Raw genomic sequence first — 24603 nt, 5'->3', positions numbered from 1 at the left:
GTGGGTCAAAAGGTAAATCCAGTCGGTCTTCGTATCGGAGTCATTCGTGATTGGGAATCTAAGTGGTACGCTGGTAAAGATTACGCTGACTTCCTGCACGAAGATTTAAAAATTCGTGAATACATTAGCAAACGCCTTTCTGACGCTTCTGTTTCTAAAGTAGAAATCGAGCGTGCAGCAAACCGCGTTAACATTACGATCCACACAGCTAAGCCTGGTATGGTTATCGGTAAAGGCGGTTCTGAAGTCGAAGCACTTCGCAAAGCCCTTAACAGCCTTACTGGCAAGCGTGTACACATTAACATTCTTGAAATCAAAAGAGCAGATCTTGATGCACAGCTAGTTGCTGACAACATCGCTCGTCAATTAGAAAACCGTGTTTCTTTCCGCCGTGCGCAGAAACAACAAATCCAACGTACTATGCGTGCTGGAGCACAAGGTGTGAAAACAATGGTTTCTGGTCGTCTTGGCGGTGCAGATATCGCTCGTTCTGAATACTACAGTGAAGGAACTGTTCCATTGCACACATTACGTGCGGACATTGACTATGCAACATCTGAAGCTGATACTACTTACGGTAAGCTTGGTGTGAAAGTCTGGATCTATCGTGGAGAGGTTCTTCCTACTAAGAAGAAAACTGAGGAAGGAGGAAAATAATATGTTATTACCAAAACGCGTTAAATATCGCAGAGAGCATCGCGGAAAAATGCGTGGCCGTGCGAAAGGCGGTACTGAAGTACATTTCGGTGAATTCGGTATCCAAGCTCTTGAAGCTTCTTGGATCACTAACCGTCAAATCGAAGCTGCACGTATTGCGATGACTCGTTACATGAAACGTGGCGGTAAAGTTTGGATCAAAATTTTCCCTTCTAAACCTTACACTGCTAAACCACTTGAGGTACGTATGGGATCCGGTAAAGGGGCTCCAGAAGGTTGGGTAGCTGTTGTAAAACCGGGCAAAGTTTTATTTGAGATTTCTGGTGTGTCTGAAGAGGTTGCTCGTGAAGCGCTTCGTCTTGCATCTCACAAATTGCCAATTAAAACGAAGTTCGTAAAACGTGAAGAAATTGGTGGTGAATCAAATGAAAGCTAATGAAATTCGTGACCTTACCACTGCTGAAATTGAACAAAAAGTAAAGTCTCTTAAAGAAGAACTTTTCAATCTTCGCTTTCAATTAGCGACAGGACAACTTGAAAATACTGCTCGCATTCGTGAAGTGCGCAAAGCTATCGCGCGCATGAAAACTGTGATTCGTGAAAGAGAAATTGCTGCTAATAAATAATCACTGAGGGGAGGTCGTGAGCATGAGCGAACGTAACCAACGCAAGGTTTACCAAGGCCGTGTTGTTTCTGACAAAATGGATAAAACCATCACTGTTGTTGTTGAGACATACAAAAAACATACACTTTACGGTAAACGCGTAAAATACTCAAAAAAATTCAAAGCACATGATGAAAATAATCAAGCTAAAATCGGTGACATCGTTAAGATTATGGAAACTCGTCCATTGTCTGCAACTAAGCGTTTCCGTCTAGTTGAAGTTGTCGAAGAAGCTGTTATTATCTAATAAAGTTCGGAATTCTTTTTCCGAAGGGAGGTAACAAATAATGATTCAACAAGAGACTCGTTTAAAAGTAGCTGACAACTCTGGCGCACGTGAAGTACTTACTATTAAAGTTCTTGGTGGTTCTGGACGTAAAACAGCTAACATTGGTGATGTAATTGTTTGCACGGTTAAACAAGCAACACCAGGAGGCGTTGTCAAAAAAGGTGAAGTCGTAAAAGCTGTTATCGTTCGCACTAAAAGCGGAGCGCGCAGAAGTGATGGTTCATACATCAGCTTCGATGAGAATGCATGTGTTATCATCCGTGACGACAAGAGCCCACGCGGAACTCGTATCTTCGGACCAGTTGCTCGTGAATTGCGTGAAAACAACTTTATGAAAATTGTTTCTCTAGCTCCAGAAGTTATCTAATGAAATAAATGCCTTACTCAAGGAGGTGCGATCAGGATGCATGTAAAAAAAGGCGATAAAGTTATGGTTATCTCTGGTAAAGATAAAGGCAAACAAGGAACAATCCTTGCTGCTTTCCCTAAAAAGGACCGCGTTTTAGTTGAAGGTGTTAACATGGTAAAGAAACACTCTAAACCAACTCAAGCTAACCCTCAAGGCGGTATTTCTAATCAAGAGGCGCCAATTCATGTATCAAACGTTATGCCGCTCGATCCTAAAACAGGTGAAGTGACTCGCGTAGGATACAAAGTGGAAGATGGCAAAAAAGTTCGTGTAGCAAAAAAATCTGGGCAAGTTCTAGATAAATAGTATTAAAAGGAAGGGAGGTCTATCTCATGAACCGCCTTAAAGAAAAGTACAATAAAGAAATTGCACCTGCTTTAATGACTAAGTTCAACTATGATTCAGTCATGCAAGTGCCTAAAATCGAAAAAATCGTAATCAACATGGGTGTTGGTGACGCTGTTCAAAACGCAAAAGCAATCGACAGTGCTGTTGAAGAATTAACGTTTATCGCAGGTCAAAAACCTGTCGTTACTCGTGCGAAGAAATCAATTGCTGGATTCCGTCTTCGTGAGGGAATGCCTATCGGTGCGAAAGTAACTCTTCGCGGAGAGCGCATGTATGATTTCCTTGATAAACTTATTTCTGTATCTTTACCGCGTGTACGTGACTTCCGCGGGGTTTCTAAAAAATCTTTCGACGGTCGCGGTAACTACACACTTGGTATTAAAGAACAGTTAATCTTCCCTGAAATTGACTACGATAAAGTAACAAAGGTTCGAGGAATGGACATCGTTATCGTAACAACTGCTAATACTGACGAAGAAGCTCGTGAGCTATTAACTCAAGTAGGTATGCCGTTCCAGAAATAATCAATGAAAGGGAGGCGAAATCGTGGCTAAAAAGTCTATGATTGCGAAACAACAACGTACACCAAAGTTTAAAGTACAAGAGTACACACGCTGTGAACGCTGCGGACGTCCGCATTCAGTCATTCGTAAATTTAAACTTTGCCGTATTTGTTTCCGTGAGCTTGCATATAAAGGACAAATTCCTGGCGTGAAAAAAGCCAGCTGGTAATCCCCAAGAAAGGGAAGGAGGTAATTATATAATGGTTATGACAGATCCAATTGCAGATATGCTAACTCGTATTCGCAATGCAAACATGGTACGTCATGAGAAGCTTGAAATTCCTGCTTCTAAATTGAAAAGAGAAATTGCTGAAATTTTAAAGCGTGAAGGTTTCATTCGTGACGTTGAGTTCGTAGAAGACAGCAAACAAGGTATCATCCGCGTTTTCTTGAAATACGGACAAAACAACGAGCGCGTTATCACTGGTCTTAAAAGAATCAGCAAGCCTGGTTTGCGTGTTTATGCTAAATCTAATGAAGTACCTCGCGTACTTAACGGTCTTGGAATCGCGATTATTTCTACATCACAAGGTGTTTTAACGGACAAAGAAGCCCGTGCAAAACAAGCTGGTGGAGAAGTTCTAGCATACGTTTGGTAAGAAGTTTAACATGAATGGAGGTGTTTGGTATGTCTCGTGTAGGTAAGAAGCTACTTGAGATTCCTTCTGATGTTACAGTAACGTTAAATGATAACAACACTGTAGCTGTGAAAGGACCAAAAGGAGAATTAACTCGTACGTTTCACCCTGATATGGAGATTAAAGTAGAGGACAATGTGCTTACAGTCGTTCGTCCTTCTGATCAAAAAGAGCACCGTGCCCTGCATGGTACGACTCGTAGTCTGCTTGGCAACATGGTTGAGGGTGTATCTAAAGGATTTGAAAGAGGTTTGGAATTAGTCGGTGTCGGTTACCGTGCTTCTAAATCCGGAAATAAACTTGTTTTAAACGTTGGATACTCTCATCCTGTTGAGATCGTTCCTGAAGAAGGCATCGAAATCGAAGTTCCTTCTCAAACTAAAGTAGTTGTAAAAGGTACAGACAAAGAACGTGTAGGAGCTATTGCTGCTAACATCCGCGCTGTACGTTCTCCAGAGCCTTACAAAGGTAAAGGAATCCGCTACGAAGGTGAAGTTGTTCGCCGTAAAGAAGGTAAATCTGCTAAGTAAGATCGCTTAAAGTGAAGAAAGGAGTGACCTAGATGATTACGAAAACTAGCAAAAATGCTGCTCGTCTTAAAAGACACGCTCGTGTTCGCGCTAAACTTTCCGGTACTGCTGAAAGACCGCGTCTGAACGTTTTCCGTTCTAACAAGCACATTTACGCTCAAATCATCGATGATGTAAATGGTGTAACACTTGCTAGTGCATCTACTCTCGATAAAGACTTGAACGTTGAAAGCACTGGAGATACTTCTGCTGCTACTAAAGTTGGAGAATTAGTTGCAAAACGCGCTGCTGAAAAAGGCATTTCTGACGTAGTATTTGACCGTGGCGGATACTTATACCATGGACGTGTAAAAGCTTTGGCTGATGCCGCTCGTGAAGCTGGACTTAAATTTTAATAAAAGAAGGAGGGACACATGATTATGCGTCGTATTGACCCAAGCAAATTAGAGTTAGAAGAACGCTTAGTTACGGTTAACCGCGTAGCGAAAGTTGTTAAAGGTGGTCGTCGTTTCCGCTTCGCAGCTCTAGTCGTTGTCGGTGACAAAAACGGACACGTAGGATTCGGTACTGGTAAAGCACAAGAAGTACCAGAAGCGATCCGCAAAGCTGTTGAAGATGCGAAAAAGAATTTGATTGAAGTACCAATGGTTGGAACTACAATTCCACACGAAATCATCGGACGTTTCGGTGCAGGTAACATCTTGTTAAAACCTGCTTCTGAAGGTACTGGAGTTATCGCTGGAGGCCCTGTACGTGCGGTACTTGAGCTAGCTGGTGTAGCTGATATCCTTTCTAAGTCTTTAGGTTCTAACACACCGATCAACATGATTCGTGCAACACTTCAAGGTTTAAGTGAACTTAAACGTGCTGAAGACGTTGCGAAGCTTCGTGGAAAATCTGTAGAAGAACTGTTAGGATAAGGAGGGAACATTAATGGCTAAATTAGAAATTACCCTCAAACGAAGTGTAATCGGTCGCCCGGAAGACCAACGCGTTACTGTAAGAACACTTGGTTTAAAGAAAACAAACCAAACTGTTGTTCATGAAGACAACGCTGCGATCCGTGGCATGATTAATAAAGTATCTCATTTAGTTTCTGTTAAAGAACAATAAAAATATTTGATCGGATAAGGAGGTGTCCTAATGAAACTTCATGAATTAAAACCTTCAGAAGGTTCACGCAAAACGCGTAATCGCGTAGGTCGTGGTATTGGTTCTGGTAACGGTAAAACAGCTGGTAAAGGTCACAAAGGTCAAAACGCTCGTTCTGGCGGCGGTGTACGCCCTGGATTCGAGGGGGGACAAATGCCTTTATTCCAACGTCTTCCTAAACGCGGTTTCACTAACATCAACCGCAAGGAATACACTGTAGTCAACCTAGACAAATTGAACGGTTTTGCAGAAGGAACGGAAGTCACTCCTGAACTTCTTCTTGAGACTGGTGTTATTAGCAAACTTAATGCAGGAGTAAAGATTCTTGGCAACGGTAAATTAGAGAAAAAATTAACTGTAAAAGCCAATAAATTCTCTGCTTCTGCGAAAGAAGCTGTTGAAGCTGCTGGCGGTACAGCTGAGGTGATCTAACTTGTTTAAAACAATCTCCAACTTTATGCGTGTGAGTGATATCAGGAATAAAATCATATTCACTTTACTCATGCTTATCGTCTTTCGCATAGGTGCGTTTATTCCTGTGCCTTATGTTAACGCTGAAGCGTTACAGGCACAGTCTCAAATGGGTGTTTTTGATCTCCTTAATACATTTGGCGGCGGTGCGCTTTACCAATTTTCCATTTTTGCAATGGGAATTACTCCTTATATCACGGCTTCGATCATCATTCAGCTGCTTCAGATGGATGTTGTACCGAAGTTTACCGAGTGGTCTAAGCAAGGTGAAGTTGGCCGCCGTAAATTAGCTCAGTTCACAAGGTACTTTACGATTGTGCTTGGTTTCATCCAGGCGTTAGGTATGTCATATGGATTCAACAATCTGGCAAACGGTATGCTTATCGAAAAATCCGGTGTATCGACATATCTTATTATTGCTTTAGTGCTCACTGGCGGAACTGCCTTTTTAATGTGGCTTGGGGAACAAATTACGTCTCATGGAGTAGGCAACGGAATATCGATCATTATCTTCGCGGGGATTGTGTCTAGTATTCCAAAAACAATTGGGCAAATATATGAGACTCAATTTGTCGGCAGCAACGATCAGTTGTTTATTCATATTGTGACAATCGCACTTCTTGTGATTGCGATTTTAGCAGTTATTGTTGGAGTTATTTTCATTCAGCAAGCCGTACGGAAAATTGCGATTCAATATGCTAAAGGCACAGGTCGTTCACCTGCTGGCGGAGGTCAGTCTACACACCTTCCATTGAAAGTGAATCCTGCAGGGGTTATTCCGGTAATCTTTGCGGTTGCGTTTTTGATAACGCCGCGGACGATCGCGTCATTCTTTGGAACAAACGATGTGACAAAGTGGATTCAAAACAACTTTGATAATACGCATCCGGTGGGTATGGCGATATATGTTGCGTTGATTATTGCCTTTACGTACTTTTATGCTTTTGTGCAGGTAAACCCTGAACAAATGGCTGATAACCTTAAAAAACAGGGTGGCTATATCCCGGGGGTTCGTCCAGGGAAAATGACTCAAGATAGAATTACGAGCATTTTGTATCGACTTACGTTTGTGGGTTCTATATTCTTAGCCGTGATTTCCATTCTTCCTATCTTTTTCATTCAATTCGCTGGATTGCCTCAAAGTGCACAAATTGGCGGAACATCTTTGTTAATTGTTGTCGGGGTAGCCTTGGAGACAATGAAACAACTAGAAAGCCAGTTGGTGAAACGAAACTACCGTGGATTTATGAAAAACTAGAGGAAATGGATTTATCCATTCCCTCTTAATAAAGAGAGGACGGGGGAAATCCGAATGAACTTAGTCTTAATGGGGCTTCCTGGTGCCGGCAAAGGCACACAGGGCGAACGAATTGTTGAGGATTATGGGATTCCTCATATCTCAACAGGAGATATGTTCCGTGCTGCTATGAAAGAAGAAACACCACTCGGACTCGAAGCAAAATCTTATATTGATAAGGGAGAGCTCGTACCTGACGAAGTCACAATCGGAATTGTAAAAGAAAGACTAGGCAAAGATGATTGTGAAAGAGGTTTTCTTCTGGACGGATTTCCGCGAACAGTCGCTCAAGCCGAAGCTCTTGAAGAAATTCTTGAGGAATACGGCAAGCCGATTGATTATGTCATTAACATTGAAGTCGACAAAGACGCTCTTATGGAACGTCTGACTGGACGCAGAATTTGCAGTGTTTGCGGCACAACCTATCATTTAGTCTTTAATCCGCCGAAAAAACCGGGTGTTTGTGATAAAGACGGAGGCGAACTCTATCAACGGGCAGATGATAATGAGGAAACCGTCTCTAAACGGCTTGAGGTAAACATGAAGCAAACTCAGCCTTTACTGGATTTCTATTCAGAGAAAGGTTATCTTGCAAACGTGAATGGCCAACAGGACATTCAAGACGTTTATGCAGATGTGAAGGATCTTCTTGGAGGATTAAAAAAATGATTATCTGTAAAACCCCACGTGAACTTGGTATCATGCGGGAAGCAGGGCGAATCGTGGCTTTAACTCATGAAGAGTTAAAAAAGCACATTAAACCAGGAATCTCGACAAAAGAATTGGATCAAATTGCCGAACGTTTTATTAAGAAGCAGGGTGCAATCCCATCTTTTAAGGGGTATAATGGGTTTCGCGGGAGCATTTGCGTATCAGTTAATGAAGAACTCGTTCACGGCATTCCTGGCAGCAGGGTACTGAAGGACGGTGACATCATCAGTATTGATATCGGTGCTAAATTAAATGGTTATCATGGTGACTCTGCATGGACATATCCGGTAGGAAACATCAGCGATGATGACAAAAAACTTCTGGAAGTGACAGAGGAGTCTTTATATAAAGGCTTGCAGGAAGCAAAACCAGGTGAACGTTTGTCGAATATTTCCCACGCAATACAAACGTATGTCGAAAATGAGCAGTTTTCAGTTGTTAGGGAGTATGTCGGACATGGTGTTGGTCAAGACTTGCATGAGGACCCGCAAATTCCTCATTACGGTCCGCCCAACAAAGGACCACGGCTCAAACCTGGCATGGTTCTCGCTATTGAACCTATGGTGAACGCTGGCAGCCGCTACGTGAAAACATTGGCTGATAACTGGACGGTTGTAACGGTAGATGGGAAAAAGTGTGCTCATTTTGAACATACGATTGCGATTACGGAAACGGGTTTTGATATACTGACGAGAGTCTAGATGATGAAAATAATTCCGAAGACAGATGTTTTTTCGGCTTGATAGGGCAGAAAGCTTGGATGAACATTGGCAGGACTGAATTCATCTTGCCGCTTGTCATTGGAATTTTGACCATCATCAATGTACTAACAGCAGACGGAGAAAAGCGTACATTTCATTCTCCTAAGAAAAAGAATATCAATCATGTAACCCTTTATGATTGCGTATCTCCGGAAGTTCAGAACAGTATAAACGAAACAGGGCGTGTGACAAACTTCTTTTGAAATTTGTCAGAAAGCAAGTTACTGATTTGATGAAGGGAGAACACTTGAATGGCGAAAGACGATGTAATTGAAGTGGAAGGTACTATAGTCGAAACACTGCCAAACGCGATGTTCAAAGTTGAACTTGAAAATGGCCACACTGTTTTGGCTCATGTATCTGGTAAAATCCGCATGCACTTCATTCGCATTTTACCTGGAGACAAAGTTACGGTAGAATTATCTCCATATGACTTAACTCGTGGCAGGATTACGTACCGTTACAAATAAAGCACTCCGGAAACTGAAGGAGGTTGGAAACACATGAAAGTGAGACCATCAGTTAAACCAATCTGCGAAAAATGTAAAGTTATTCGCAGAAAAGGAAAAGTAATGGTGATCTGTGAAAATCCAAAGCATAAACAAAAACAAGGATAATTTATAAGGAGGTGCCCAGAGAATGGCTCGTATTGCTGGTGTAGATATCCCACGTGACAAACGTGTTGTTATTTCTTTAACATACATCTTCGGAATTGGCCGCACAACGGCTCAGCAAGTTTTAAAAGAAGCTGGAGTTTCAGAAGATACTCGTGTGCGCGATCTTACTGAAGAAGAACTTGGTAAAATCCGTGATATTATTGATAAACTGAAAGTAGAAGGTGACCTTCGCCGTGAAGTTTCTCTTAATATCAAACGTCTGATCGAAATCGGAAGCTACCGCGGAATCCGTCATCGCAGAGGATTACCTGTTCGCGGACAAAACTCTAAAAACAATGCGCGTACTCGTAAAGGTCCGCGTCGTACTGTAGCTAACAAGAAAAAATAAGTAAGGGAGGTTCTTAAACAATGGCTGCTGCTCGTAAATCTAACACGCGTAAACGTCGCGTGAAAAAGAATATTGAGTCTGGTATTGCTCATATTCGTTCAACTTTCAATAACACGATCGTTACGATCACTGACACCCATGGTAATGCTATTTCTTGGTCTAGTGCTGGAGCTTTAGGATTCAGAGGTTCTCGTAAATCTACTCCTTTCGCTGCGCAAATGGCTGCAGAAACAGCTGCTAAAGGTTCAATCGAACATGGTCTTAAAACTCTAGAGGTTACTGTTAAAGGACCTGGTTCAGGCCGTGAAGCTGCAATCCGTGCACTTCAAGCTGCTGGACTAGAAGTCACTGCTATCAGAGACGTAACTCCTGTTCCTCATAACGGATGCCGTCCACCAAAACGTCGCCGCGTGTAATTTGTTTGTATAGATTTTGTGTCCCTGTCAATAATGGGTTATGATACAGTTATTTATGAAACGAATGCACCGACTCGTTGCCTGAGCACATACGGGACTAAACAATGGGGAATTTCGGATGGAATCTCATATGATTCTATTCGAGGTTTCGACGTTTTGAAGGAGGGTTTTAAGTAATGATCGAGATTGAAAAACCAAAAATCGAAACGGTTGAAATCAGCGACGATGCCAAATTTGGTAAGTTTGTCGTAGAGCCACTTGAGCGTGGATATGGTACAACTCTGGGTAACTCCTTACGTCGTATCCTCTTATCCTCACTCCCTGGTGCCGCTGTAACATCAATCCAGATAGATGGTGTACTGCACGAATTCTCGACAATTGAAGGCGTTGTGGAAGATGTTACAACGATTATCTTACACATTAAAAAGCTTGCATTGAAAATCTACTCTGATGAAGAGAAGACGCTAGAAATTGATGTACAGGGTGAAGGAACTGTAACGGCAGCTGATATTACACACGATAGTGATGTAGAGATCTTAAATCCTGATCTTCATATCGCGACTCTTGGTGAGAATGCGAGTTTCCGAGTTCGCCTTACTGCTCAAAGAGGACGTGGGTATACGCCTGCTGACGCAAACAAGAGAGACGATCAGCCAATCGGCGTGATTCCGATCGATTCTATCTATACGCCAGTTTCTCGTGTATCTTATCAGGTAGAGAACACTCGTGTAGGCCAAGTTGCAAACTATGATAAACTTACACTTGATGTTTGGACTGATGGAAGCACTGGACCGAAAGAAGCAATTGCGCTTGGTTCAAAGATTTTAACTGAACACCTTAATATATTCGTTGGTTTAACTGACGAAGCTCAACATGCTGAAATCATGGTTGAAAAAGAAGAAGATCAAAAAGAGAAAGTTCTTGAAATGACAATTGAAGAATTGGATCTTTCTGTTCGTTCTTACAACTGCTTAAAGCGTGCGGGTATTAACACGGTTCAAGAGCTTGCGAACAAGACGGAAGAAGATATGATGAAAGTTCGGAATCTAGGACGCAAATCACTTGAAGAAGTGAAAGCGAAACTAGAAGAACTTGGACTCGGACTTCGCAAAGACGATTGACTAGTTTCCTTTGTGAACTAGGATTTTCGTGTGTTTATTATTCAGAAACAGCATTCCAATAAAGGAGGGGACATCACATGTCATACAGAAAACTAGGACGTACGAGTGCACAGCGTAAAGCTATGCTTCGTGATCTTACAACTGATTTGATCATCAACGAAAGAATCGAAACAACTGAAACACGTGCGAAAGAACTTCGCTCTGTAGTTGAAAAAATGATCACGCTTGGCAAACGCGGTGATCTTCACGCTCGCCGTCAAGCTGCTGCATACATCCGCAACGAGGTTGCAAACGAAGAAAATAACCAAGATGCACTTCAAAAATTATTCTCTGACATTGCAACTCGTTACGAGGAGCGCCAAGGCGGATACACACGTATTATGAAGCTTGGTCCTCGCCGTGGTGACGGAGCACCAATGGCAATTATCGAATTGGTTTAATCACATATTTTTTGTGTGTCTAAAGAAGGGCGGGACAGTTTCTAACTGGATCTATGCCCTTTTTTTAGATACTGCAACTTTTTATATAGAGACAAGCAGAGCATTAGCTGAGAGGAGGCCGGTTTTCCATGAATCAAAATCAGTTGATATCGGTAGAGGATATCGTATTTCGATATCGGAAGGACGCAGAAAGACGAGCACTAGACGGCGTCTCCCTGCAGGTGTATGAGGGTGAATGGCTTGCAATTGTAGGTCATAACGGTTCAGGGAAATCAACACTGGCACGGGCATTGAATGGTTTAATTCTTCCTGAATCAGGCGACATTGAGGTTGCCGGGATTCAATTGACAGAGGAATCAGTTTGGGAAGTGCGTAAGAAGATAGGTATGGTCTTTCAAAATCCGGATAACCAATTTGTCGGAACGACTGTTCGCGATGATGTGGCTTTTGGTTTAGAAAACAATGGTGTACCGCGGGAAGAAATGACTGAGAGAGTAGACTGGGCAGTAAATCAGGTAAATATGCAAGATTTTCTCGATCAAGAGCCGCACCATCTCTCCGGAGGCCAAAAGCAGAGAGTTGCGATTGCGGGAGTTATTGCCGCACGTCCTGATATTATTATCTTAGATGAAGCAACATCCATGCTTGATCCGATCGGGCGAGAAGAAGTGCTTGAAACGGTAAGACATTTAAAAGAACAGGGAATGGCGACTGTCATATCCATTACACATGATCTGAATGAGGCAGCAAAAGCAGACAGGATCATTGTCATGAATGGCGGTAAAAAATATGCTGAAGGGCCGCCTGAAGAGATTTTTAAATTGAATAAAGAACTTGTTCAAATCGGGCTTGATTTACCCTTCTCATTCCAGCTTAGCCAGCTTTTAAGAGAAAATGGACTGGCTTTGGAAGAAAACCATTTGACTCAGGAAGGGCTGGTGAAAGAGCTATGGACATTACAATCAAAGATGTAGAGCATCGCTATCAGATGAAGACGCCGTTCGAGCGCCTGGCACTGTATGATATCAATGCATCGATTAAAGAAGGAAGCTACGTAGCCGTTATCGGGCATACAGGCTCTGGCAAATCCACTCTTCTTCAGCACTTAAATGGTCTCCTGAAGCCGACGAAGGGACAGCTATCACTAGGCAGCACTGTCATTCAGGCAGGGAAAAAGAATAAAGAGCTGAAAAAACTTCGTAAAAAAGTCGGAATCGTTTTCCAATTTCCTGAGCATCAATTATTCGAAGAAACAGTTCTTAAAGATATATCGTTCGGACCGATGAACTTTGGGGTTAAAAAAGAGGATGCTGAACAAAAAGCGAGGGAGATGCTGAAGCTTGTAGGTTTATCAGAAGAGCTTCTGGACAGATCCCCTTTTGAATTAAGCGGCGGACAAATGCGCAGAGTTGCAATTGCAGGCGTACTTGCAATGGATCCTGAGGTGCTTGTTCTGGATGAACCGACTGCAGGATTGGACCCAAGAGGGCGAAAAGAGATTATGGACATGTTTTATGAGCTTCATCGACGTGGGAACCTGACGACGATCCTTGTGACACACAGCATGGAGGATGCAGCTGCATACGCTGATGAAATGATTGTTATGCATAAAGGAACGATACAAGCATCAGGCAGTCCGCGTGAACTGTTTTTAAAGGGTGAAGAGATGGCTGGCTGGGGGCTGGATCTTCCGGAAACGATAAAATTCCAAAGACATCTTGAAGCTGCACTGGGTGTGAAATTTAATGAGCCTATGCTCACAATAGAAGATGCCGCAGCTGAAATCCGTGCTCTTTTTCAGGGGGAGAAGACCTTATGATGGACAGCATGATTATCGGCAAGTATGTACCGGGCTCCTCACTTGTGCACCGGCTTGACCCCAGAACAAAGCTTATCACAATCTTTTTATTTGTCTGCATCGTATTCTTAGCCAATAATGTGCAGACATATGCGTTGCTTGGATTGTTTACAGTTGGCGTCGTTTCTTTAACAAGAGTTCCTTTCTCTTTTTTAATGAAAGGGCTGAAGCCTATCATTTGGATTGTCCTCTTTACGTTCCTTCTTCACATTTTTATGACACATGAAGGACCGGTTATCTTTCAAATAGGTTTTTTCAAAGTCTATGAGGGCGGTCTGGTTCAGGGGATATTCATTTCCCTTAGATTCGTCTATCTGATTTTAATCACAACCTTATTAACGCTTACGACAACACCGATTGAGATTACCGATGGAATGGAGCAGCTGCTGAATCCATTGAAAAAATTAAAGCTTCCTGTCCACGAGCTGGCCCTAATGATGTCCATTTCTTTGCGGTTTATTCCGACGCTGATGGAGGAAACAGATAAGATCATGAAGGCTCAGATGGCGCGAGGCGTTGATTTTACAAGCGGGCCTGTTAAAGATAGGGTGAAGGCTATTGTTCCGCTTCTTGTCCCCCTTTTCGTCAGTGCTTTTAAACGTGCTGAAGAGCTTGCGGTGGCAATGGAAGCAAGAGGCTATCAGGGCGGAGAAGGACGAACGAAATATAGAAAGCTTGTATGGACAGGAAAAGACACTTCTGTCATTGCCAGCTTGATGATATTAGCTGCTTTGTTATTTTTCTTAAGGGCTTAGAGGTGCTGTATGAGACTGAAATGCACGATTTCTTATGACGGACATTTGTTTAACGGTTATCAGGTTCAGCCGGGCAAAAGAACGGTTCAGGATGAACTTGAGAAGGCTTTGGCTGTCCTGCATAAGTCAAAAGAAAGAATTCCTGTCGTTTCGTCTGGAAGAACAGACAGCGGGGTTCACGCAGCCGGACAGGTGATTCATTTTGACACTCCGCTGGCTATCCCGGCGGAAAGATGGCCTTATGCCTTAAATGCACTGCTTCCGGACGATATCGCAGTCAAACAGGCAGAAATTGCGGATGATGGGTTCCATGCACGATTTAGCGCAGTCAAAAAAGAATATCGCTATTTTGTATACACGGAGAAACACCCGGACGTATTTAAACGGCATTACGCTTACCATTTTTCATATCGCCTTAGTGTGCAGGACATGAGAGAAGCGGCAAAGCATCTTATAGGGACACATGATTTTACGAGCTTTTGCGCGGCTAAAACAGAAGTGCAGGACAAGGTAAGAACGATTTACGAGCTTGATTGGACTGAGACGGATGACGGCCTGCAAATGCGGATCACAGGCAGCGGTTTCTTATATAATATGGTCAGAATTATTGTCGGTACTTTGCTTGATGCAGGTATTGGAAAAATTTCTCCTGATGATGTGAAATCCATGCTGGAAGCGAAGGATCGCGAAGCGGCAGGGCGCACAGCACCGGGGCACGGGCTATATTTATGGAACGTTTACTATGACAACTAAACCAGGTGTATAATATTTTCTTGACAGAGTCTGCATAAAGTTATAAGATATCATATGGTATGTATTTCAACCCCACGATAAGCCCCGGAACTTATTGTGTTGTGAAATAGAACGTAATCGAAGTTTATTGAAAATGACAGATCATTTAGGAGGGAAATTCAATGCGTACAACACCTATGGCTAACGCAAGTACTATTGAACGCAAGTGGTTAGTTGTTGATGCTGCTGGCAAGACTTTAGGTCGTCTTTCTTCAGAAGTTGCAGCTATCCTTCGCGGAAAACACAAACCAACTTACACACCACACGTTGATACTGGAGATCATGTGATCATCATCAACGCTGAAAAAATCGAGTTAACTGGTAAAAAGTTAACTGACAAAATCTACTACCGTCACACTCAACATCCAGGCGGATTAAAATCAAGAACTGCTCTTGAAATGCGTACAAACTACCCTGAGAAAATGCTTGAGCTTGCTATCAAAGGCATGCTTCCAAAAGGTTCTCTAGGTCGTCAAATGTTCAAAAAATTGAACGTATACCGTGGTTCTGAGCATCCACACGAAGCACAAAAACCTGAAGTTTACGAACTTCGCGGTTAATTAAAAAGGAGGTTACCAATTTGGCACAGGTTCAATATTACGGTACTGGCCGTCGTAAAAGCTCTGTAGCGCGTGTGCGTTTAGTTCCAGGAGAAGGCCGTATCGTCGTTAATAATCGTGAAATCAGCGAACACATCCCATCTGCAGCTTTAATCGAAGATATCAAACAACCATTAACTTTGACTGAAACAGCTGGCACTTATGATGTTTTAGTAAACGTACATGGAGGCGGCTTATCTGGTCAAGCTGGAGCAATCCGTCACGGTATCGCTCGTGCATTGCTTGAAGCAGATCCAGAATACCGTACAACTCTTAAACGTGCAGGTCTTCTGACTCGTGACGCTCGTATGAAAGAACGTAAAAAATACGGTCTTAAAGGCGCTCGTCGTGCACCTCAGTTCTCAAAACGTTAATTTTGCGTTTTCAAAAAAGCTCTCGACCTTGTGTTGGGAGCTTTTTTCTTTTATTAGATCCGCAACAAAAAATGGACGAATGACGTTTATAAACAAATTGCTTGCTTATAAACGGTCTCACTTGTAATAATCATAATATCTTTCATTTCATAATCATTTATTGAATTCGAAATGTGGTCATTGTTTATAATCGTTACGTCGCCAGCTCAGCCCATTCTATCCCTGTCACTCATCCGTCCTAAAGTTAACTGCAATTTCTCATCTATTTCTTAACCCAGAGGAACAATAGCTCTTTGCTAATGACATTATTTAAAGAAGTAAGTGTAAATGTAATGACGTAAATCACATATCTCCTTTGTGATTTTTTTGCGTTTTTATGAACTTTTTTCTAAATATGCAAAGGGAAAGCGTTATCAATCTAGAAATATTTGTTATACTCTATACATTAAAGTAAGGAGAAGATTCATGAATGCGTTAGTAGCTCATAATAGCAAAGCCTGGGATAAAAAAGTAGAAACAGGCAATGAATGGACTGTTGCTGTTGATCAGCAGGTTATCGAACAAGCGAAAAAAGGCAATTGGGATATAAGAGTAACACCAATGAAAGATGTACCGAAGGATTGGTTTCCGCCTGTCAAAGGTCTGAAAATACTCTGTTTAGCATCAGGCGGCGGCCAGCAAGGTCCAATTTTGGCAGCTGCGGGGGCGGATGTCACCGTATTAGATAACTCCGAAAAACAGCTGAATCAGGATAGAATGGTTGCTGAGCGAGATGGCCTCACAATACACACTGTCAAAGGAAGCATGGATGATCTCAGTGTATTTAATAATGAATCATTTGATATCATTGTACATCCTGTTGCCAATGTTTTTGTTGAGAATGTCCTCCCGGTCTGGATGGAAGCACACCGTGTATTGAAAAGAAATGGCGTACTAATCTCAGGGTTTGTCAATCCTGTCGTATTTCTGTTTGATGTAGAATTAGAACAGCAAGGTATTTTAAAAGTAAAGCACTCCATTCCATATGCTGACCCAGAAGATCTTCCGAAACATAAAGTGAAAAAACTAATCGATAATAATGAGGCTCTGGAATTCGGCCATTCCTTAGAAGACCAAATCAAAGGCCAAATAGATGCCGGTTTTATCGTCACTGGTTTTTATGAAGATAAAGGCGGGTTTGTGTTAGATCAATATATCCATACATATTCTGCAACAAGAAGCGTGAAAGTATGAAAAGCAGCGTCCTGTCAGAGGGGCTGCTTTTTTTATAACTAATTACAGAACGTTTGTTCCAATCCCCTTCGGAAAGCTGCCTTTTTATCGATTCACACCTTCATTTGGGCGAATTTCCAACCGAATTCGGGCATTGTTTCATCATCCAAACCCCAAAATAATCGGTAAAAGGAGAGTGAATTTATATGGCAGAAGTACTGTCTTTTATGGATGTGAAACGGCAAAAGGATTTTGAATTAGAAAAGAACTTGCTCAAAGAACTCTCTCTGAGACAAATTATCCAGTCTGTTAAGGAATGTTTGGAACCATTATTCCCTTTTTTACATGATGAACGAGATATAATTAGCGAAGGCTGTATTGATTTTGCGATTGAAGCCTATTTGTTAGGCGGACGTTTTGGGATATTCGGCTATTACGGAGAATCCATGCAAAGTATCAGTGCCCGCTCTGCAAGAGAAGAAGAAGAGCTTCGAATGGAGTTTTTTGATTATCTCTATAATTGGATACACGAGCAATACGCAACATTTGATAAAAACACTGTTTATGAAGCGGCACGCAAGTTCATTAAAGATTGGTGGACAGCAGGGTTTGTTCAAAGAGAAAAACAGTGTAAGCTTCGCATGCGGTAATCATATTTCCCGGCCCTGTCCCATAGTTATGTAATAACGGACAAGCGGGAGGGGAAGGGATGAGGAAAAAGCTTAAATGGCTCAGTTTTTTGCTAGGCTTCATCGTATTACTATTTCTGTTCAAGTATCAGTTCAGCAATAACGATTCTTGGAAGCCGTGGAGCCTGCCCTTGAGCGGGAAAATCATTTACCTAGATCCAGGGCATGGCGGGCCTGACGGCGGAGCAGTCGGCGGAAAGCTGTTAGAGAAGGATGTTACCCTGGAAGTCGCGTTTAGAGTCAGGGATTATCTACAAGAACAAGGAGCGCTTGTGATCATGACCAGAGAAAGTGATACTGATCTCGCTCCTGAAGGAACGAAGGGTTATAGCAGACGAAAAGCGGAAGACCTAAGACAGCGGGTCAAATTAATAAATCATTCAGAGGCAGAGCTCTATATCAGCATTCATCTCAATGCAATTCCGTCGCAAAAATGGAGCGGAGCCCAAAGCTTTTATTACGGAAAATATGCGGAAAATGAAAAAGTCGCAAAATACATTCAGGATGAGCTGAGAAGAAACCTGGAAAACACAACCCGGAAAGCAAAGCGGATTCATGGTATCTACTTAATGCAAAACGTCACTAAACCGGGGGCGCTTATAGAAGTCGGATTTTTATCCAATCCAAGTGAAGCAACGCTGCTCGGTAAACCGAAATATCAAGACAAAGTGGCATCTTCCATATATAAAGGCATTTTGCGATATTTCACAGAAAAAGGAGACCCTCCGGAGTAAGGAGGGTTTACTTGCAGTTCTAAGCATAAGACACCCGCCATTTATGTATGATATAATAATAATTGTAAACGAATACACAAAAGGGTGAGGTTCGATGATAAGAGAAGATGAAGTAAGAAAACTAGTCGGAGAAATGCGCGAACCTTTTCTTCAAAGACCTCTGGGAGAATTGGATGCCGTTAAGGAAATTAAAATAAAGCCAGAAAAACGGCATGTCAGTGTAAAAATCGCTCTTGCAAAAACAGGAACTGCAGAACAAATGCAGATTCAGCAAGAGATCGTAAACGCATTAAAAGGCGCAGGAGCTGAGACGGTCGGCCTTCGATTTGAAGAGCTGCCTGAAGAAACGGTTGCTAAATTCCGAGCGCCGTCAGCTGAGAAAAAAACATTATTAAATATGGATAACCCGCCAGTCTTTCTTGCTGTAGCAAGCGGAAAAGGCGGCGTAGGCAAGTCAACTGTGTCAGTAAACCTAGCTATTTCTTTGGCTCGCCTTGGGAAAAAGGTCGGTTTAATTGATGCGGATATTTATGGCTTCAGTGTTCCGGATATGATGGGTATCACTGTGCGTCCAACGGTTGAGGGAGAGAAACTTCTTCCTGTTGAGCGCTTCGGAGTAAAAGTCATGTCAATGGGCTTTTTCGTAGAAGAAAATGCTCCGGTCGTATGGAGAGGGCCGATGCTTGGCAAAATGCTGAATAACTTTTTCCACGAAGTAGAGTGGGGAGAAGTAGACTATATCGTTCTTGATCTTCCGCCTGGTACAGGGGACGTTGCTCTCGATGTACATACAATGCTTCCGAGCTGCAAAGAAGTCATCGTATCGACGCCGCATCCGACAGCTGCTTTTGTCGCGGCCAGAGCGGGCTCTATGGCGATTAAAACCGATCATGAGGTCGTAGGGGTCATAGAGAACATGGCCTATTATGAAAGTGCAAAGACAGGGGAAAGAGAATATGTCTTTGGTAAAGGCGGGGGAGATAAACTGGCTGAGGAACTAAATGTACCTTTGCTGGGCAGAATCCCATTGAAGCAGCCCGATTGGGATAAGGACCAATTTGCGCCGTCTGTTTATGACGAAAATCATCCCATCGGAGAAATATATCAAGACATCGCAAAAAAAATAGATGCAAAAATGTCAGTGCAAGTATAAAAAAGTGAACCGGGATTCCAGATCCCGGCTTTCCCTTTATTCACTTTCTTTGGCAGTGTCTTTTGCTGCTTTTTTCAGTTCATCTTCGAACTGTTTTTTGTAAAGCGGACTAGAAAGTGTTTCGTTAATAACCTCTTCTAAATAACTGCGGAATTCTTGGCTTTTTGCCAGCTGACTGTACTTTTTATCCATACCAGGATCCTGCATAACGTTCATCAGCATCTTTTGGTAATCTGGATCCTTCATCAGCTTTTTAATAACCTTTTCATGCTCTGTCTGAAGAGTTTTGGCAAAGCCCTCAGCAAAATCAGTGTCTTCAAAGATGTTTTTCCAAAATTCTTCGCCTTTTTTAGATGTGAGTGTTTTTTCTATTGTTCCTTTAATCGCATCTTGGTCAATCACCAGCGCTTCATTCATGGCATCATCATTTAATAATTCCTTAATGGCTTTTTTTCCATCATCAGTTTTTAATATATCAACAACCATTTTTTTGGTCTGATCATAGTCCATATCCGCTGCTTGGTCTTTTGGAGCGCAAGCTGTTACAGATAATAACAAAAAACAGCTTATCAATAGCGTTTTGGCTTTTGACATGCTTAAGCTCCTTTCACATACTTGTCTTACCTTTAATATGATTCATCTGTTAGGAATTATACATAACAAAATATCGCTGTTCGCGATTTTTGAGGGGATGAATAAAGAAATGAAAAGCCGTGGTTTAGTTCGTTTTTTCTTTTCTATTTTAGCTGTCGGAGCGCTTATCACGAGTATTGTGGGTTTTGCTTTAAAATGGGGAGAATACAGAGGGCTGTTTCTAACATTTGAAGCGGGGCAGATTTTCTCTGTTTTATTTTGGTTTATCGGTGTAGGCATGATTTTCAGTGTGATCAGCCAAATGGGGTTTTTCGTGTTTTTAACAGTTCATCGGTTCGCGCTTGAGATATTAAGATCCTCATCTTTATGGAATTTGCTTCAGTTGTTTTTCATCCTGTTTGTTGCTTTTGATTTAATGTACGTGCGTTTTTTGTTTTTTGGAGAAAGCGGAGATTCAATGGCTGGCTATGCGTGGTTACCATTGTTTTTATTGATCTTTGGAGTGATTACAGCTTATATAAAGCAAAAGCAGTCCTCTAAGAAAACATTTGTGTCATCGTTGTTTTTGATGGTTGTGATTACCGCATTAGAGTGGTTCCCTGCATTAAGAGTAAATGATGAGGACTGGCTTTATTTAATGCTATTTCCGTTAATGGCGTGTAATGCCTTCCAATTGTTGATGCTGCCTAAGTTTGCAGAGAAGTAATTACTTTACCTCTGCGGATTTGGCATCAGAATTTGCGATGAGATCACCCACGGTTACATTTTTTAATCCTTTTTCTTTCAGCTGATGGATGATATCAGGCAACGCTTCTTCTGTTTGTTTTGCCGAATCGGAGGCATGTAAAAGAATAATGTCTCCCCCGGACACTTGCTTGGTCACATTGTCGATGATTTTTTCAACTCCGGGATTTGTCCAGTCTTGAGAGTTCACACTGTAATGAACAACTGTATAATTGTATTGCTTTGCGACCTTTAGAACATTCTTATTGAATTGGCCGGTAGGAGGTCGTAATAGCTGGATGTCTTTGACTCCTAACTTTTCAAATGCTGTTTGCGCGCGATTTATGTCCTTTTTTATTTCGCTGCTCTCTAAATTGGCATAGTTTTTATAAGCATAGCCCATGCTCCCGATTTGATGGCCATCCTTTACGATACGGGCCACTGTGTCGGGATGCCGTTCTGCCCAAGAAGCTGAAAGGAAAAACGTCGCATTTTTAATCCCGTTTGCTTTCAGAGTATTAAGTATAGGTTCTGCTCTCTCATCACCCCAGCTGATATCGAAAGTAAGTGAAATATCTTTAGAGTCTGTTTCTCCTTTATAAATGGCTTTAGGCCCGGTGTCAGTTGAAAACACGGGGAGCGGGACAGCTCTTTGGATATAAAAAAAGCTGGCTGCTGCAAATGCGGCGATAAGTATAATAATTAATTGTTTCACCCGTTTAATATGCCACACATAGAAGTGATTCACTGATGATGCCTCCTTATCTTGTCCATCATTCTTGTTTTACATCTTATGAGCATGGCCAATTGAATATAACCGATAAAATGTTTCTTCACATATAGCCTAAATTGGTTGTTGACCTTTTGATAATATCCGTGGTATATTATTATTCGTCGCTGAGAAACAGCTGACATCAACTAAAAGCTTCATTAAATACTTTGAAAAAAGTTGTTGACTTAAAAGAGGCTAAATGTTATAGTAATAAAGCTGCTTCGTTAAGTGGCTGTAATGATCTTTGAAAACTAAACAAGACAAAACGTACCTGTTAATTCATTTTTTTATAAATCGCACAGTAATGTGCGTAGTCAGTCAAACTACTTTATCGGAGAGTTTGATCCTGGCTCAGGACGAACGCTGGCGGCGTGCCTAATACATGCAAGTCGAGCGGACAGATGGGAGCTTGCTCCCTGATGTTAGCGGCGGACGGGTGAGTAACACGTGGGTAACCTGCCTGTAAGACTGGGATAACTCCGGGAAACCGGGGCTAATACCGGATGCTTGTTTGAACCGCATGGTTCAAACATAAAAGGTGGCTTCGGCTACCACTTACAGATGGACCCGCGGCGCATTAGCTAGTTGGTGAGGTAATGGCTCACCAAGGCGACGATGCGTAGCCGACCTGAGAGGGTGATCGGCCACACTGGGACTGAGACACGGCCCAGACTCCTACGGGAGGCAGCAGTAGGGAATCTTCCGCAATGGACGAAAGTCTGACGGAGCAACGCCGCGTGAGTGATGAAGGTTTTCGGATCGTAAAGCTCTGTTGTTAGGGAAGAACAAGTACCGTTCGAATAGGGCGGTACCTTGACGGTACCTAACCAGAAAGCCACGGCTAACTACGTGCCAGCAGCCGCGGTAATACGTAGGTGGCAAGCGTTGTCCGGAATTATTGGGCGTAAAGGGCTCGCAGGCGGTTTCTTAAGTCTGATGTGAAAGCCCCCGGCTCAACCGGGGAGGGTCATTGGAAACTGGGGAACTTGAGTGCAGAAGAGGAGAGTGGAATTCCACGTGTAGCGGTGAAATGCGTAGAGATGTGGAGGAACACCAGTGGCGAAGGCGACTCTCTGGTCTGTAACTGACGCTGAGGAGCGAAAGCGTGGGGAGCGAACAGGATTAGATACCCTGGTAGTCCACGCCGTAAACGATGAGTGCTAAGTGTTAGGGGTTTCCGCCCCTTAGTGCTGCAGCTAACGCATTAAGCACTCCGCCTGGGGAGTACGGTCGCAAGACTGAAACTCAAAGGAATTGACGGGGGCCCGCACAAGCGGTGGAGCATGTGGTTTAATTCGAAGCAACGCGAAGAACCTTACCAGGTCTTGACATCCTCTGACAATCCTAGAGATAGGACGTCCCCTTCGGGGGCAGAGTGACAGGTGGTGCATGGTTGTCGTCAGCTCGTGTCGTGAGATGTTGGGTTAAGTCCCGCAACGAGCGCAACCCTTGATCTTAGTTGCCAGCATTCAGTTGGGCACTCTAAGGTGACTGCTTAGGTGACAAACCGGAGGAAGGTGGGGATGACGTCAAATCATCATGCCCCTTATGACCTGGGCTACACACGTGCTACAATGGACAGAACAAAGGGCAGCGAAACCGCGAGGTTAAGCCAATCCCACAAATCTGTTCTCAGTTCGGATCGCAGTCTGCAACTCGACTGCGTGAAGCTGGAATCGCTAGTAATCGCGGATCAGCATGCCGCGGTGAATACGTTCCCGGGCCTTGTACACACCGCCCGTCACACCACGAGAGTTTGTAACACCCGAAGTCGGTGAGGTAACCTTTTAGGAGCCAGCCGCCGAAGGTGGGACAGATGATTGGGGTGAAGTCGTAACAAGGTAGCCGTATCGGAAGGTGCGGCTGGATCACCTCCTTTCTAAGGATATTATACGGAATATAAGACCTTGGGTCTTATAAACAGAACGTTCCCTGTCTTGTTTAGTTTTGAAGGATCATTCCTTCGAAATGTGTTCTTTGAAAACTAGATAACAGTAGACATCACATTCAATTAGTAATGCAAGATATCACGTAGTGATTCTTTTTAACGGTTAAGTTAGAAAGGGCGCACGGTGGATGCCTTGGCACTAGGAGCCGATGAAGGACGGGACGAACACCGATATGCTTCGGGGAGCTGTAAGCAAGCTTTGATCCGGAGATTTCCGAATGGGGAAACCCACCACTCGTAATGGAGTGGTATCCATATCTGAATTCATAGGATATGAGAAGGCAGACCCGGGGAACTGAAACATCTAAGTACCCGGAGGAAGAGAAAGCAAATGCGATTCCCTGAGTAGCGGCGAGCGAAACGGGATTAGCCCAAACCAAGAGGCTTGCCTCTTGGGGTTGTAGGACACTCTGTACGGAGTTACAAAAGAACGAGGTAGATGAAGAGGTCTGGAAAGGCCCGCCATAGGAGGTAACAGCCCTGTAGTCAAAACTTCGTTCTCTCCTGAGTGGATCCTGAGTACGGCGGAACACGTGAAATTCCGTCGGAATCCGGGAGGACCATCTCCCAAGGCTAAATACTCCCTAGTGACCGATAGTGAACCAGTACCGTGAGGGAAAGGTGAAAAGCACCCCGGAAGGGGAGTGAAAGAGATCCTGAAACCGTGTGCCTACAAGTAGTCAGAGCCCGTTAACGGGTGATGGCGTGCCTTTTGTAGAATGAACCGGCGAGTTACGATCCCGTGCAAGGTTAAGCAGAAGATGCGGAGCCGCAGCGAAAGCGAGTCTGAATAGGGCGCATGAGTACGTGGTCGTAGACCCGAAACCAGGTGATCTACCCATGTCCAGGGTGAAGTTCAGGTAACACTGAATGGAGGCCCGAACCCACGCACGTTGAAAAGTGCGGGGATGAGGTGTGGGTAGGGGT

The 24603-nt window shown here is 43.1% G+C and carries 37 protein-coding genes and 2 rRNA genes (1 of these 39 cut by a window edge); 37 read left to right on the top strand and 2 right to left on the bottom strand.

Translation table 11 applies throughout. The features are described 5' to 3' along the window. From rpsC to salA, 34 genes are all read left to right on the top strand, one after another. Complete coding sequence (rpsC, locus tag QA442_RS21835) at positions 1-657, top strand: 30S ribosomal protein S3 (RefSeq protein ID WP_003242001.1); 657 nt, start codon at positions 1-3, stop codon at positions 655-657. Between the two features lies 1 nt (position 658). Continuing rightward, a complete protein-coding gene (rplP, locus tag QA442_RS21830) occupies positions 659-1093 on the top strand; it encodes a 50S ribosomal protein L16 (RefSeq protein ID WP_003225801.1) in 435 nt (144 codons plus the stop codon). Next, the gene (gene rpmC, locus QA442_RS21825) at positions 1083-1283 is read left to right on the top strand and encodes a 50S ribosomal protein L29 (RefSeq protein ID WP_003156482.1); all 201 of its coding nucleotides are present in this window, start codon (positions 1083-1085) and stop codon (positions 1281-1283) included. Before rplP ends, rpmC begins: the two co-directional genes overlap by 11 nt. A gap of 22 nt (positions 1284-1305) precedes the next feature. Further along, positions 1306-1569: a 30S ribosomal protein S17 gene (gene rpsQ, locus QA442_RS21820; RefSeq protein ID WP_003225804.1), complete on the top strand. Its 264-nt coding sequence runs from the start codon at positions 1306-1308 to the stop codon at positions 1567-1569. A gap of 40 nt (positions 1570-1609) precedes the next feature. Beyond that, positions 1610-1978, top strand: a complete 369-nt coding sequence (rplN, locus tag QA442_RS21815) for a 50S ribosomal protein L14 (RefSeq protein ID WP_003225805.1) — start codon at positions 1610-1612, stop codon at positions 1976-1978. Between the two features lie 36 nt (positions 1979-2014). Beyond that, positions 2015-2326 carry a 50S ribosomal protein L24 gene (gene rplX / locus QA442_RS21810; protein WP_003156486.1) on the top strand — a complete coding sequence of 104 codons (312 nt, stop codon included), beginning with the start codon at positions 2015-2017 and terminating at the stop codon, positions 2324-2326. 26 nt (positions 2327-2352) lie between these two features. After that, entirely contained in the window at positions 2353-2892 is a 540-nt protein-coding gene (gene rplE, locus QA442_RS21805; RefSeq protein WP_003225809.1) for a 50S ribosomal protein L5, read from the top strand. 22 nt (positions 2893-2914) lie between these two features. Next, positions 2915-3100 carry a 30S ribosomal protein S14 gene (gene rpsN / locus QA442_RS21800; protein ID WP_003156488.1) on the top strand — a complete coding sequence of 62 codons (186 nt, stop codon included), beginning with the start codon at positions 2915-2917 and terminating at the stop codon, positions 3098-3100. Between the two features lie 31 nt (positions 3101-3131). Continuing rightward, entirely contained in the window at positions 3132-3530 is a 399-nt protein-coding gene (gene rpsH, locus QA442_RS21795) for a 30S ribosomal protein S8 (RefSeq protein WP_003241998.1), read from the top strand. A 29-nt stretch (positions 3531-3559) separates the two neighbouring features. After that, complete coding sequence (gene rplF / locus QA442_RS21790; RefSeq protein WP_014662533.1) at positions 3560-4099, top strand: 50S ribosomal protein L6; 540 nt, start codon at positions 3560-3562, stop codon at positions 4097-4099. A 32-nt stretch (positions 4100-4131) separates the two neighbouring features. Further along, positions 4132-4494 (top strand): 50S ribosomal protein L18, encoded by a 363-nt coding sequence (gene rplR / locus QA442_RS21785; RefSeq protein WP_003225816.1) that lies wholly within the window; start codon positions 4132-4134, stop codon positions 4492-4494. A 24-nt stretch (positions 4495-4518) separates the two neighbouring features. Further along, complete coding sequence (rpsE, locus tag QA442_RS21780; protein WP_003328273.1) at positions 4519-5019, top strand: 30S ribosomal protein S5; 501 nt, start codon at positions 4519-4521, stop codon at positions 5017-5019. Positions 5020-5032: 13 nt separating this feature from the next. Continuing rightward, positions 5033-5212, top strand: coding sequence for a 50S ribosomal protein L30 (gene rpmD, locus QA442_RS21775; protein WP_003156497.1), 180 nt, complete (start codon positions 5033-5035; stop codon positions 5210-5212). Between the two features lie 30 nt (positions 5213-5242). Further along, positions 5243-5683 carry a 50S ribosomal protein L15 gene (rplO, locus tag QA442_RS21770; RefSeq protein WP_014662534.1) on the top strand — a complete coding sequence of 147 codons (441 nt, stop codon included), beginning with the start codon at positions 5243-5245 and terminating at the stop codon, positions 5681-5683. Position 5684: 1 nt separating this feature from the next. Beyond that, positions 5685-6980 (top strand): preprotein translocase subunit SecY, encoded by a 1296-nt coding sequence (gene secY, locus QA442_RS21765; RefSeq protein ID WP_071581919.1) that lies wholly within the window; start codon positions 5685-5687, stop codon positions 6978-6980. Positions 6981-7034: 54 nt separating this feature from the next. Continuing rightward, positions 7035-7688 carry an adenylate kinase gene (locus QA442_RS21760; RefSeq protein ID WP_095432287.1) on the top strand — a complete coding sequence of 218 codons (654 nt, stop codon included), beginning with the start codon at positions 7035-7037 and terminating at the stop codon, positions 7686-7688. Further along, a complete protein-coding gene (gene map / locus QA442_RS21755; protein WP_003225828.1) occupies positions 7685-8431 on the top strand; it encodes a type I methionyl aminopeptidase in 747 nt (248 codons plus the stop codon). Before QA442_RS21760 ends, map begins: the two co-directional genes overlap by 4 nt. A 59-nt stretch (positions 8432-8490) precedes the next feature. Continuing rightward, positions 8491-8694: a KOW domain-containing RNA-binding protein gene (locus QA442_RS21750; RefSeq protein WP_014662537.1), complete on the top strand. Its 204-nt coding sequence runs from the start codon at positions 8491-8493 to the stop codon at positions 8692-8694. A gap of 48 nt (positions 8695-8742) precedes the next feature. After that, entirely contained in the window at positions 8743-8961 is a 219-nt protein-coding gene (infA, locus tag QA442_RS21745; protein WP_003156508.1) for a translation initiation factor IF-1, read from the top strand. Positions 8962-8994: 33 nt separating this feature from the next. Beyond that, a complete protein-coding gene (rpmJ, locus tag QA442_RS21740; RefSeq protein WP_003156543.1) occupies positions 8995-9108 on the top strand; it encodes a 50S ribosomal protein L36 in 114 nt (37 codons plus the stop codon). Positions 9109-9130: 22 nt separating this feature from the next. Then, positions 9131-9496: a 30S ribosomal protein S13 gene (gene rpsM, locus QA442_RS21735; protein WP_003235095.1), complete on the top strand. Its 366-nt coding sequence runs from the start codon at positions 9131-9133 to the stop codon at positions 9494-9496. 20 nt (positions 9497-9516) lie between these two features. Continuing rightward, the gene (rpsK, locus tag QA442_RS21730; protein ID WP_009966385.1) at positions 9517-9912 is read left to right on the top strand and encodes a 30S ribosomal protein S11; all 396 of its coding nucleotides are present in this window, start codon (positions 9517-9519) and stop codon (positions 9910-9912) included. A 176-nt stretch (positions 9913-10088) separates the two neighbouring features. Further along, positions 10089-11033, top strand: coding sequence for a DNA-directed RNA polymerase subunit alpha (locus QA442_RS21725; RefSeq protein ID WP_003225835.1), 945 nt, complete (start codon positions 10089-10091; stop codon positions 11031-11033). A 77-nt stretch (positions 11034-11110) separates the two neighbouring features. Next, entirely contained in the window at positions 11111-11473 is a 363-nt protein-coding gene (gene rplQ, locus QA442_RS21720; RefSeq protein ID WP_003225836.1) for a 50S ribosomal protein L17, read from the top strand. Positions 11474-11601: 128 nt separating this feature from the next. Beyond that, entirely contained in the window at positions 11602-12447 is an 846-nt protein-coding gene (locus tag QA442_RS21715) for an energy-coupling factor ABC transporter ATP-binding protein (protein WP_095432288.1), read from the top strand. Further along, positions 12423-13292 (top strand): energy-coupling factor ABC transporter ATP-binding protein, encoded by an 870-nt coding sequence (locus QA442_RS21710; protein WP_071581918.1) that lies wholly within the window; start codon positions 12423-12425, stop codon positions 13290-13292. The genes QA442_RS21715 and QA442_RS21710 overlap by 25 nt, the downstream gene beginning before the upstream one ends. After that, positions 13289-14086, top strand: a complete 798-nt coding sequence (locus QA442_RS21705; protein ID WP_095432289.1) for an energy-coupling factor transporter transmembrane component T family protein — start codon at positions 13289-13291, stop codon at positions 14084-14086. The genes QA442_RS21710 and QA442_RS21705 overlap by 4 nt, the downstream gene beginning before the upstream one ends. Positions 14087-14095: 9 nt before the next feature. After that, on the top strand, positions 14096-14839 hold the full coding sequence (gene truA / locus QA442_RS21700) for a tRNA pseudouridine(38-40) synthase TruA (RefSeq protein ID WP_071581917.1): 744 nt from the start codon (positions 14096-14098) through the stop codon (positions 14837-14839). A gap of 161 nt (positions 14840-15000) precedes the next feature. Further along, positions 15001-15438 (top strand): 50S ribosomal protein L13, encoded by a 438-nt coding sequence (gene rplM / locus QA442_RS21695; RefSeq protein WP_003241966.1) that lies wholly within the window; start codon positions 15001-15003, stop codon positions 15436-15438. Between the two features lie 20 nt (positions 15439-15458). Continuing rightward, entirely contained in the window at positions 15459-15851 is a 393-nt protein-coding gene (gene rpsI / locus QA442_RS21690) for a 30S ribosomal protein S9 (RefSeq protein WP_004399691.1), read from the top strand. A 465-nt stretch (positions 15852-16316) separates the two neighbouring features. Then, on the top strand, positions 16317-17084 hold the full coding sequence (locus QA442_RS21685; protein ID WP_069148835.1) for a class I SAM-dependent methyltransferase: 768 nt from the start codon (positions 16317-16319) through the stop codon (positions 17082-17084). Positions 17085-17269: 185 nt separating this feature from the next. Beyond that, the gene (locus tag QA442_RS21680) at positions 17270-17713 is read left to right on the top strand and encodes a YbaK family protein (RefSeq protein WP_069840421.1); all 444 of its coding nucleotides are present in this window, start codon (positions 17270-17272) and stop codon (positions 17711-17713) included. Positions 17714-17772: 59 nt separating this feature from the next. Then, positions 17773-18486: an N-acetylmuramoyl-L-alanine amidase CwlD gene (cwlD, locus tag QA442_RS21675; protein ID WP_014662544.1), complete on the top strand. Its 714-nt coding sequence runs from the start codon at positions 17773-17775 to the stop codon at positions 18484-18486. A 94-nt stretch (positions 18487-18580) separates the two neighbouring features. Beyond that, positions 18581-19639 carry an iron-sulfur carrier protein/transcriptional regulator SalA gene (salA, locus tag QA442_RS21670; protein WP_014662545.1) on the top strand — a complete coding sequence of 353 codons (1059 nt, stop codon included), beginning with the start codon at positions 18581-18583 and terminating at the stop codon, positions 19637-19639. A gap of 36 nt (positions 19640-19675) precedes the next feature. Here salA and gerD read toward each other — a convergent pair whose 3' ends face one another. Further along, positions 19676-20233: a spore germination lipoprotein GerD gene (gene gerD / locus QA442_RS21665; RefSeq protein WP_014662546.1), complete on the bottom strand. Its 558-nt coding sequence runs from the start codon at positions 20231-20233 to the stop codon at positions 19676-19678. A 109-nt stretch (positions 20234-20342) separates the two neighbouring features. Between gerD and kbaA the strand changes: the two genes are divergently transcribed. Then, on the top strand, positions 20343-20939 hold the full coding sequence (gene kbaA / locus QA442_RS21660) for a KinB-signaling pathway activation protein (protein ID WP_069840422.1): 597 nt from the start codon (positions 20343-20345) through the stop codon (positions 20937-20939). Here the strand turns inward: kbaA and pdaB are convergent, their stop codons facing one another. Further along, positions 20940-21704 carry a polysaccharide deacetylase family sporulation protein PdaB gene (gene pdaB / locus QA442_RS21655; protein WP_015252978.1) on the bottom strand — a complete coding sequence of 255 codons (765 nt, stop codon included), beginning with the start codon at positions 21702-21704 and terminating at the stop codon, positions 20940-20942. A 352-nt stretch (positions 21705-22056) separates the two neighbouring features. Here pdaB and QA442_RS21650 point away from each other — a divergent pair. Both QA442_RS21650 and QA442_RS21645 read left to right on the top strand, forming a co-directional pair. Then, a 16S ribosomal RNA gene (locus QA442_RS21650) occupies positions 22057-23607 on the top strand. Between the two features lie 170 nt (positions 23608-23777). Next, positions 23778-24603 (top strand): 23S ribosomal RNA (locus QA442_RS21645); it runs 2104 nt beyond the window's last position. Together the 16S and 23S rRNA genes form the textbook arrangement of a ribosomal RNA operon.

The organism is Bacillus stercoris, assembly GCF_029772985.1.
GTDB classification, from domain to species: Bacteria; Bacillota; Bacilli; order Bacillales; family Bacillaceae; genus Bacillus; species Bacillus stercoris.
Note: the sequence above shows the minus strand (reverse complement) of the source record. Positions and strands in the feature narration are given on the sequence as shown.